The sequence below is a fragment of the Magnetospirillum moscoviense genome, from assembly GCF_001650635.1.
Lineage (GTDB): Bacteria > Pseudomonadota > Alphaproteobacteria > Rhodospirillales > Magnetospirillaceae > Magnetospirillum > Magnetospirillum moscoviense.
On the sequence record NZ_LWQU01000130.1, the window covers coordinates 180,225 to 188,796 of the forward strand.

12 protein-coding genes and 1 pseudogene are annotated in these 8,572 nt (G+C 64.7%); 9 read left to right on the forward strand and 4 right to left on the reverse strand.

Annotated elements, in window-relative coordinates; translation table 11 throughout:
• Positions 1-102: 102 nt before the first annotated feature.
• Genes A6A05_RS08835 through A6A05_RS20120 form a run of 3 tightly spaced genes read right to left on the reverse strand, consistent with a single transcriptional unit; the run spans position 103 to position 1,611 of the window.
• Complete coding sequence (locus tag A6A05_RS08835) at positions 103-822, reverse strand: DUF1833 domain-containing protein (protein ID WP_245644236.1); 720 nt, start codon at positions 820-822, stop codon at positions 103-105.
• Positions 815-1,021 (reverse strand): hypothetical protein, encoded by a 207-nt coding sequence (locus A6A05_RS21790; RefSeq protein ID WP_245644237.1) that lies wholly within the window; start codon positions 1,019-1,021, stop codon positions 815-817. The genes A6A05_RS08835 and A6A05_RS21790 overlap by 8 nt, the downstream gene beginning before the upstream one ends.
• Before the next feature lie 5 nt (positions 1,022-1,026).
• Positions 1,027-1,611, reverse strand: coding sequence for an AAA family ATPase (locus tag A6A05_RS20120; protein ID WP_156520973.1), 585 nt, complete (start codon positions 1,609-1,611; stop codon positions 1,027-1,029).
• 80 nt (positions 1,612-1,691) lie between these two features.
• Between A6A05_RS20120 and A6A05_RS08850 the strand changes: the two genes are divergently transcribed.
• From A6A05_RS08850 to A6A05_RS08890, 8 genes are all read left to right on the forward strand, one after another.
• The gene (locus A6A05_RS08850) at positions 1,692-2,864 is read left to right on the forward strand and encodes an ATP-binding protein (protein ID WP_068499506.1); all 1,173 of its coding nucleotides are present in this window, start codon (positions 1,692-1,694) and stop codon (positions 2,862-2,864) included.
• A gap of 253 nt (positions 2,865-3,117) precedes the next feature.
• Positions 3,118-4,719 (forward strand): type I restriction endonuclease, encoded by a 1,602-nt coding sequence (locus tag A6A05_RS21795; RefSeq protein WP_245644243.1) that lies wholly within the window; start codon positions 3,118-3,120, stop codon positions 4,717-4,719.
• Between the two features lie 73 nt (positions 4,720-4,792).
• Positions 4,793-5,086, forward strand: coding sequence for a nucleotidyltransferase family protein (locus tag A6A05_RS08865; RefSeq protein ID WP_008618258.1), 294 nt, complete (start codon positions 4,793-4,795; stop codon positions 5,084-5,086).
• Position 5,087: 1 nt separating this feature from the next.
• On the forward strand, positions 5,088-5,444 hold the full coding sequence (locus A6A05_RS08870; RefSeq protein ID WP_068499510.1) for a HepT-like ribonuclease domain-containing protein: 357 nt from the start codon (positions 5,088-5,090) through the stop codon (positions 5,442-5,444).
• A 16-nt stretch (positions 5,445-5,460) separates the two neighbouring features.
• Entirely contained in the window at positions 5,461-5,844 is a 384-nt protein-coding gene (locus A6A05_RS08875; RefSeq protein WP_068499511.1) for a TOTE conflict system archaeo-eukaryotic primase domain-containing protein, read from the forward strand.
• A 35-nt stretch (positions 5,845-5,879) separates the two neighbouring features.
• Entirely contained in the window at positions 5,880-7,661 is a 1,782-nt protein-coding gene (locus A6A05_RS20790; protein ID WP_156520974.1) for a DUF2786 domain-containing protein, read from the forward strand.
• A 67-nt stretch (positions 7,662-7,728) separates the two neighbouring features.
• On the forward strand, positions 7,729-7,980 hold the full coding sequence (locus A6A05_RS08885) for a type II toxin-antitoxin system ParD family antitoxin (RefSeq protein WP_068499512.1): 252 nt from the start codon (positions 7,729-7,731) through the stop codon (positions 7,978-7,980).
• On the forward strand, positions 7,977-8,282 hold the full coding sequence (locus tag A6A05_RS08890) for a type II toxin-antitoxin system RelE/ParE family toxin (RefSeq protein WP_068499514.1): 306 nt from the start codon (positions 7,977-7,979) through the stop codon (positions 8,280-8,282). Before A6A05_RS08885 ends, A6A05_RS08890 begins: the two co-directional genes overlap by 4 nt.
• 41 nt (positions 8,283-8,323) lie before the next feature.
• On the opposite strand, the gene A6A05_RS20130 is transcribed toward A6A05_RS08890, so the two are convergent.
• Positions 8,324-8,458: a DUF3489 domain-containing protein gene (locus A6A05_RS20130; protein WP_082910825.1), complete on the reverse strand. Its 135-nt coding sequence runs from the start codon at positions 8,456-8,458 to the stop codon at positions 8,324-8,326.
• Between A6A05_RS20130 and A6A05_RS08895 the strand changes: the two are divergent.
• A pseudogene (locus A6A05_RS08895) lies at positions 8,448-8,572 on the forward strand (IS66 family transposase); the annotation flags it as partial. The gene A6A05_RS20130 and the pseudogene A6A05_RS08895 sit on opposite strands and share 11 nt — an antisense overlap.

Here is an 8,572-nt window from a genome sequence, read left to right on the forward strand (position 1 = left end):
CATTTCGAGCAGGAGTTCCGGGCGGAAACAACCGACTTGTTCATGGCACGGCACCTTCGGAAAATTCACGGGACCCGCGATGAAACTACGGATACCGGCAGGTCATGCACACAGCGGGCCACACAAATACAGCATTGGAAAATATGATTTTTCTTCCCGGGGACCGTTCGAGATGTCAAATCTGCCGACACCTTTCGCCGTGGGCGGCGCCTCGAATACGTGCTGGCGCCGTCGTAAAGGCGAGTGGGAGCGGTAGTTGGCCGATAGGACAGAAGCGACCACCCTGGACTTTCGCCAAGTTCGCGCCAGACCGGGAAAGCGCCGGGCGGTGTAGGTGATGGACGGGAAGGACTTGTTGCCGGCGTCCAGCATGCGGGCGCGCCCGGTGACCCTCATGGTGTCGGCTTCGACATCGGTCAGGGTCATGGTGATGGGCGGGTCCATATGGGGGCCGTTGAGATCGGTGGAGAGATAGGGTCGCCAAGTGATCTCGATCACCTGCTGGCTGATGGCGGCTCCCTCAAGGGCGTCGGTGATGTCGCTGCCGACATTATCGAGAGTGACGGTGATTTCCGGCACCGGAGCGGTATCCACCGGTGGCGGCGAGAACTCGAAGGCCAGTGCGGCGAAGGTCACCTGCTTGCCGCCATCGCGGGGAGCACCGGCCTCCAGCCGGGCGGTGAGATCGGCATGGTCGCGGACCACCCGGATCGGCTCGGTGAAGCTGGGATGCCAGATTTCCAGCGTATCGAGAATCACCGTCCCTGCCGGGGCTGATGCGAACGCCTCCTTCAGCGCCTGGCTGAGAGCCGGATCAGGCATCGCGCCGGTCTCCATAGGGGCACAGGGTGCGGGCTTCCAGCAGCAGGCGGATCTGGTGGACGATCTCGGACAGGCCCTCGACCGCCGAGCGCAGGGCCTCGGTCTGGCGGGCCTGCTCCTCGACCACATGGGCGAAGGCCTCGACCGGGACACCGGAGGAATCCGGTTGCTCCCGCCGCCGCGACCATGGGATCGCCACCACGATCACCACGGCGATGATAGCGGCGATCTGAACGACGGGGGCGGCGCTGCCCCAGGCGCCGACATACTGGGTGGCGACACCCGCCCAGATGTCCGGGGATTGTTCCAATGCCATGATGACAATTGGAAGCGGGGATTGGTGGCGATTTCCTCGATCTCGTTCTGACTGTAGATGTCGGCCTTGAACACCAAGTCACGCTCAAGCGAGACCGATACCGGGTCACCATCCTCATCCAGCACCTGAACGCTGTCGCCCCAGGGGCGCTCGGCGCGATAGCTGGTCCCGTGCTTGGTCTCCACCTCAAGCGCGATGGTGCCGCTGCCGAGATTGCCGCGCACGATCCCGTCAATGATCTTGGCGCGGGGACGGCTGTCCGCCGGGTCGGGCATGAGATCGAGGACGTAGCGGATGAATTCCAGCACGGTGGTCTTGCCGGTGCCGCGCCCGCCGATGATGCAATTCAGCCCATCGACAAACTCCAGTCGGGTACCGTCCAGAAATCCGCCCGAGACCTCGATTGCCTGAATTTTGTGGTGCGGCAAGGGACCGTTCAGATCGATGCCGTCCGGCGCATCCCAATCGTCCATGTCACTCCTCTCCTTGGCCGACACCAAGCCCACAGCGGTTCTCCCTTGCAATTCTGACATCCGATATCATAATTGCAAGGATGATCGAACGCCGTCACCGCCCCGCCATCGAGAACCTGCTCCAGCGCCATCCGGCAGTAGCATTGCTCGGACCTCGCCAGAGTGGCAAGACCACGCTTGCGCTGGAAATCGGCGAGAGCCGCCAGTCCATCTATCTCGATCTCGAATCGCCTTCCGATCTGGCCAAGCTGGCGGAACCCGAACTGTACCTGGCCGCCCACGAAGACAAGCTGGTCATTCTCGACGAAGTCCAGCGTGTGCCTGATTTGTTCAAAGTCCTGCGCGGATTGATCGACGCGGGTCGGCGGCGAGGTCGGCGGTCTGACCGCTTCCTCTTGCTTGGGTCTGCCTCCATCGAACTCCTGAAGCAATCATCGGAGACACTGGCTGGGCGCATCGCCACGTTCGAGTTGACCCCGTTCGACGCTCAGGAAGTGGTAAAGGGCATCGGCGATATGGATCGCCACTGGCTGCGCGGCGGCTTCCCGGACAGCTTCCTGGCACCTGATGACCGCGACAGCGCCGAGTGGAGGCAGGCCTTCATCCGCACCTATCTGGAACGCGACATCCCTCAGTTGGGGCCACGGGTGCCGGCGGAAACCCTGCGCCGATTCTGGACCATGCTCACCCACGAACAAGGGGGGCTGCTCAACGCCGCGCGCATTGGCCAGGGCCTGGGGGTCGCCGGCGTCACCGTGGCTCGCTATCTCGACCTGCTGGTCGACCTGCTGCTGGTGCGGCGGCTGACGCCGTGGATGTCCAATACCGGCAAGCGCATGGTCAAGTCGCCTCGCGTTTTCGTCCGCGACAGCGGCATCGTGCATACACTGCTGGGGCTGGAAACAATGGAAGACCTTCTCGGGCACCCGGTCGCCGGGAGCAGTTGGGAAGGCTATGTCATCGAGAACCTGCTGGCGGCAGCACCAGACAATGCCCAGGCCGGATTCTACCGGACGTCGGCGGGCGCCGAGGTGGATCTGATCCTGTCCACCGGACCTGGCCGGCTATGGGCCATCGAGATCAAGCGCAGCCTGTCACCGCAGCCATCGAAGGGATTCTGGCTGGCCTGCGACGACATCAAGCCCGATGCCCGTTTCGTGGTCTATCCCGGCACCGAGCGATATCCTCTGAAGGATGACCTGGAGGCCATTGGGCTCACCGAGATGATGGCCTTGCTGGGGCCGAGGCCGTGACCCTCCTGCGCAGGATTTCGATTCCTAATGAGTCCATGGTGAGTCCATGGCGATTATCCAAACGCGCCCCGATGGGCGGCTAATTGTTTGATATTTCTATCGAATTTGGTTGCGGGGGCAGGCAACCAACGTTGTTTGCACGTCGATTGGGCTCCTCTGAACCACTTGAATATGTCCAAGTAACGGGAGGAGAACATGATCACGCGGAAACCGAGGAACATTATCGCCAAGTTGCCCAGCGCCTGTTGCAAACCTGTGGCGATCACTTTGGCCGGCATCCGTCCAGTTCGTCGATTTTGAACATCCGGCGGACAACACCTTTCACGTCACCTGGGAATGGAAAATCAAGCCCCCGGCGCGCAAGGGCAACCGGGCCGACGTGATGTTCGTGGTCAACGGCATTCCCGTCGCCATCGTCGAGCACAAGAACCCGAAGGATGGTGGCGCCATTGATCGGGGCGTCACCCAACTGCGCCGCTACGAGAAGGAAACGCCTGAGCTGATCGACGCCCGCGCCGAGGATTGGGTGTCGACCGACTGCCCCTTGCGCATCGCCGACACCTATCTCGCCCGCGAAGGGATGTGGAAGCTGCCGGTGCTGACCGGCATCATCAACGCTCCGACGCTCCGCGCCGATGGCTCGTTGCTGAACCAGCCCGGCTATGATGCCGCCACCGGCCTGCTGTACGATCCGCAAGGGGGCTTCTTCCCCGCCATCCCCGCCCATCCGGATCGCGGTCTGGCGCTGTCGGCCCTGCGTTTCCTGCGCGGCGTGATCGAGACCTTTCCCTTCGTCACCGGGGCCGACCGGGCGGTGGCGCTATCGGGCATGCTGACCGCCGCCATCCGCCGCTCGCTGCCGGCGGCGCCGCTCCACGGCTTCAACGCTCCCACCGCCGGATCGGGCAAGTCCCTGCTGGTCGACATCGCCAGCATGATCGCCTCGGGCCGCCCCGCCGCGGTCATCGCCCAAGGCAAGACCGAGGAAGAAATGGAAAAGCGCCTGGGCGCCGCCCTGATCGCCGGCGATCCGCTGATCTCCATCGACAATTGCGAGATCGGCCTTGGCGGAGAATTGCTGTGCCAGGTGCTGACCCAGCCCATGCTCAAGGTGCGCCTGCTGGGAAAATCGCTCAATATCGAGGTGCCCAGCACGGCGGCGGTGTTCGCCACCGGCAACAACCTGACCGTGGTCGGCGACATGACCCGGCGCGCCATCCGCTGCACCCTGGATGCCGGGGTCGAGCGCCCCGAACTGCGCGAGTTCGACCGGGACCCGGTCGCCACGGTCGCCGCCACCCGCGGCGATTACGTGGCGGCGGCGCTGACCATCCTGCGCGCCTTCCACCTCGCCGGCCGCCCGCAGCAGACCACGCCGCTGGGCTCCTTCACCGAGTGGTCGCGCTGGGTCCGCGACGGGTTGATCTGGCTGGGCGAGGCCGCCCCCTGCGCCACCATGGAAGAGGTGCGCGGCGCCGATCCCAAGCTGGAGGCGCTGACCACGGTGATCGAGCAATGGCACACCCATCTCGGCAGCCGCCGCATCTCGGTCAAGGAGGTGATCGATGTCGCCACCGATCAGCTTGCCAGCTTCCATGGCCGGGCGGACTTCATCAACCCCGAATTCCGGGAAGCCCTGCTGGCGGTGGCCGGCGACGGCGGCGCCATCAGCGGCAAGCGCCTGGGCAAGTGGCTGTCCGCCAACCAGGGCCGCATCGTCAACACCATGAGGTTCCCCCCCGACGGCATCGTGTTCGGAATCTCCCGGTGGCGGCTACGGGGAAGCAGCGACGAAGCGGCGCAATCCATACCCCCCGCCTCCAATATCCGCCCGTTTCCCCACCACCAGGGCTGATCACCACTGCCAAAGGCGCTTTTGCACCGCCCGCTCCGACGTTGTATAGTCGCAACCGGACCAGGAGATGGACATGGATCGCGAGCAGGTCATGGCGGCACTGCGGGCTCACGAAGCGGAATTGCACCGCTTCGGTGTCGCGCATCTGTATCTGTTCGGCTCCGTCGCTCGCGAGCAGGCGCGGGCAGACAGCGATGTGGACCTTTTCTTCGATACCGACAATCCCCGTTTCAGCCTGATCGAACTGGTGGACATCCAGGAGCAGGTCAGCCGTATCCTGGGCACCGAATCCGACGTCATGACCCGTGCCAGCCTACATCCGATGCTTCGGCCCCGGATCGAATCCGAAGCGCTGCTGGTGTTCTGAGATGGGACTCACCGTCCTGCTTCGCCTTTCCGACATCATGGATGCGATCTCCGGCATTGAAGCCGTCATCGGCCAAGCCAGCTTCAAAAGCTATACCGACAATTGGGGCATGCAACGTGCCGTCGAACGCGGGCTGGAAATCATCTCCGAGGCCAGTCGCCATATTCCCGACGATCTCAAGGAACTGGCCCCGGACATTCCCTGGCGGCAGATTGCAGCCATCGGCAACCTGCTGCGGCACGAATACCAGCGTACCGACGTGCGGGCGACCTGGAATATCGTCGGCGAACATCTGCCCCCGCTGGCGGCCGCAATCCGACTGTTGACGGCGGAAGCCGAACGGCAGGAGCGGGAGTGATCCCGCGCCGTTCTTCATGATCTTATCCGAGGCGGACGAAATCGCCGCGATCATGGCTCGGCTGACGGCTCTGGATGCCGAACGCGCCGACCTTGAATCCAGGCTCACCCGCCTCCGCGCCCGCGAAGCCAACCGTCGCGCCACGGATACCGAACGATCTCCAACGGCCCGCGTGACCGGCGCATCTCCCCCCGCCGCCAAGATCGCTCTGTTCCACTCGCTGTTCCGAGGACGCGACGATGTCTTCCCCAAGCGCTGGAGCAATCCCAAGAGTGGCAAGTCGGGATACTCCCCGGCCTGCGCCAACGAATGGGTACCGCGCCTGAGCGGCAAACGGATCAAGGGCTACGACAGCCTGGGCTACCGTTGCGCTACGGCTTCGCCTGGGCCATTTCCGTGATACAAAGACACGGCGACAATCACGGACGACAGCCAATGACCATCCATGCTCCTCCATTGCCTTTGGCCGAGCGGGCCCGCCGACTGCGGCAAGCCGTGACGGAACTGGCGCTGGAAGCGCTGGCATTCTCGCCACGGGCCAAGGTCGAGACCACCGTCCGCGGCTGGCTGAGCAAGGGCTTTGATCCCACCGATCCGGACGGCGAAGCCGTGCTGGCGCGCGCCTTGGCCTTGGCCGCCGATCTGGCGATGGTCCTGCCCTCGACCAGCGGCAGCACCGCCATCGACCGCCTGCTGCGCCAGCGCCGCCCCGAACCGGGGGACGAGGACGCTTACGAAACCCTGCGGGAAATCCGCTTCCGCCTGCTGCGGATCAAGGGGGAGGACGGTGCCGGAATCCTGCTGCTCGACGACATCGCCAACGGCACCAAGTTGCGCCTCTACGACGACGCCCTGCCGACGATGCCGGGGCTGACGCTGGCGATGCGGCTGTGCCCGATTCCGGGAAGCGATGCCTTCATCGCCGTCAGTGCCGTCACCCCGCTCGATGACGCCACCCTGGCGGTGGCACTGCCCTTCATCCGGCCCGGAGGCAAGGGCCTGTCCAATCCCCATCGCTGCGCCGAGACAATCTATCGCCATGTCCTGCGCCATGGCGGGCTGGAGGTCCCCGGCCTCACCGACATTTCCGACCGCCTCGGCCAGTCGTCCGAATTTCCCTACGGCCCCGAGGACAGCGACATTGACGCCCTGGCCTTCGCCTGGGCCGAAGCCGAACTCGGTGACGATGACCTTGCCCTCGCCCGCCGCATGGCCGATTCCGACAACCTGATCGAAGCGGTGTCCACCGGCGCCTTCGCTCGCCACTGCGGGCGCGACGATCTGGCGGACGGCTACGGCAAGCTTGCATCGGTGATGATAGAAACGCTCCAGCGCCGGGCTCGCTCCGGCTGGGGTGGGCGGGCGCCATCGCTGGACGCCATCGCCGCCGAGATCGGCCGCAAGGTGGCGACGGGTGAACTTCCCCCGGTGGTGCGTGAATTGTTCGACGAACTGCGCCGACAAGTGCGGGTGCTGCCCGCCGGTTCCCACGGCGATGCCGATCTCGACCGCCTGATCCAGCGCATCCAGGCGCTCAGGGCCAAGACGGTCGACCAGGGCTGTACCGAACAGGAAGCCCTGGCCGCCGCCGAAAAGGTGGCGGAACTGCTGGACCGCTACGGCCTGTCGCTCAGCGAACTGGATTTGCGCCGCCAGGCCTGCGAGGGCGTCGGAATCGAGACCACCCGCCGCCGCACCGGCCCCATCGACGAATGCACCCCCTCGGTCGCCGCCTTCTTCGACTGCCGCACCTGGATCGAGAAAAATCCGGCCGGACTGCTGCGCCACGTCTTCTTCGGCCTGCCCGCCGATGTGGAGGCGGCCCATTACCTCTACGACCTGATCGAAATCACCTTCGCCACCGAGACCGATCGCTTCAAGGCTGGTGCCGTCTATGCCGAGTTGCATTCCAGCGAACGGCGCGGCGGCACCAATTCGTTCCAGGTCGGCCTGGGTCACGGCATCGCCCGCAAGCTGCACACCCTGCGCGAGGAGCGCGAGGCGGCGATGGTCCGCTCCACCGGGCGCGATCTGGTGCCGATCAAGGCGTCGGTCGTGGACGAAGAACTGAACCGCCTGGGCATCAAGTTCACGGTCAAGGACCGCCGGGCCGGCCGCACGGTGCTGACCGACGCCTACGAAGCGGGACACGAGGCCGCCGACCGCTTCGATATCCATCCCGGCCTGCATCGCCGGGGGGGACGCAAAACCCGCTGACGATGCCTCTTGCATCCCACCGTCCGGCGACCTACCTTATGTCAATGTTTGACATTCGAGGCTCATCATGGCGACCAATGTGAGTTTGACGCCGGAACTGGAGCGTTTCGCCCGGACCTGTGTGGAGGTCGGTCGCTACAACAACGTCAGCGAAGTGGTTCGCTCGGGCTTGCGCCTTCTACAGGAGGCCGAGGAGCGCCGGGCCGGGTTCCGCGCCATGCTAGCGGCAGTGGAAGCCGAGGCTGATAGGGAGGGCGACTTTGCCCTGGACGATGTGCTGGCCGAGGTCGATGGGATCATTGAAACCAGCCAGCAATGAGCGTCGCGACGCTGTCGCCCAGGGCGCGGAATGATCTGCTGGCGGCGATTCGCTGGATCACCAAGGACAATCCCGCCGCTGCGCGCGCCTTGAGGGAAGCAGTCGCGGCCGCGGCGGGACGGATCGGCTTCCACCCGGAGATCGGGATGATCAGGCCCGACTTGGCTGATCCACCATACCGTTTCGTGGCCCTCACCGGCTTTCCCTACGTCATCGTCTACAATTCCCAGCGGGTCCCGCCGAGAATCTTGCGCATCCTGCACGGAGCGCAGGACATCCCGGAGGTTCTGAGAGAGCCGTGAAGGGACGTGCCGCCACCCGTTGCCGGGGCTGCGGCTTCCCATCAGCAGTCCCGGATGCGATAGACTCGCCCACCGGTCTCGACCTTTTCGCTGGTGACCTCAAGGCCCAGCGACTTCTTCAGGGAACCGGAAATAAAGCCGCGCACCGAATGCGCCTGCCAGTTCGCCGCTTCCATGGACTACATGCTCAAGCGCTGGCCCGCCTTCACCCGTTTCCTCGACGACGGCCGCATCTGTCTGTCGAACAATGCCGCCGAACGCGCCCTGCGCGGCATCGCCTTGGGCCGGAA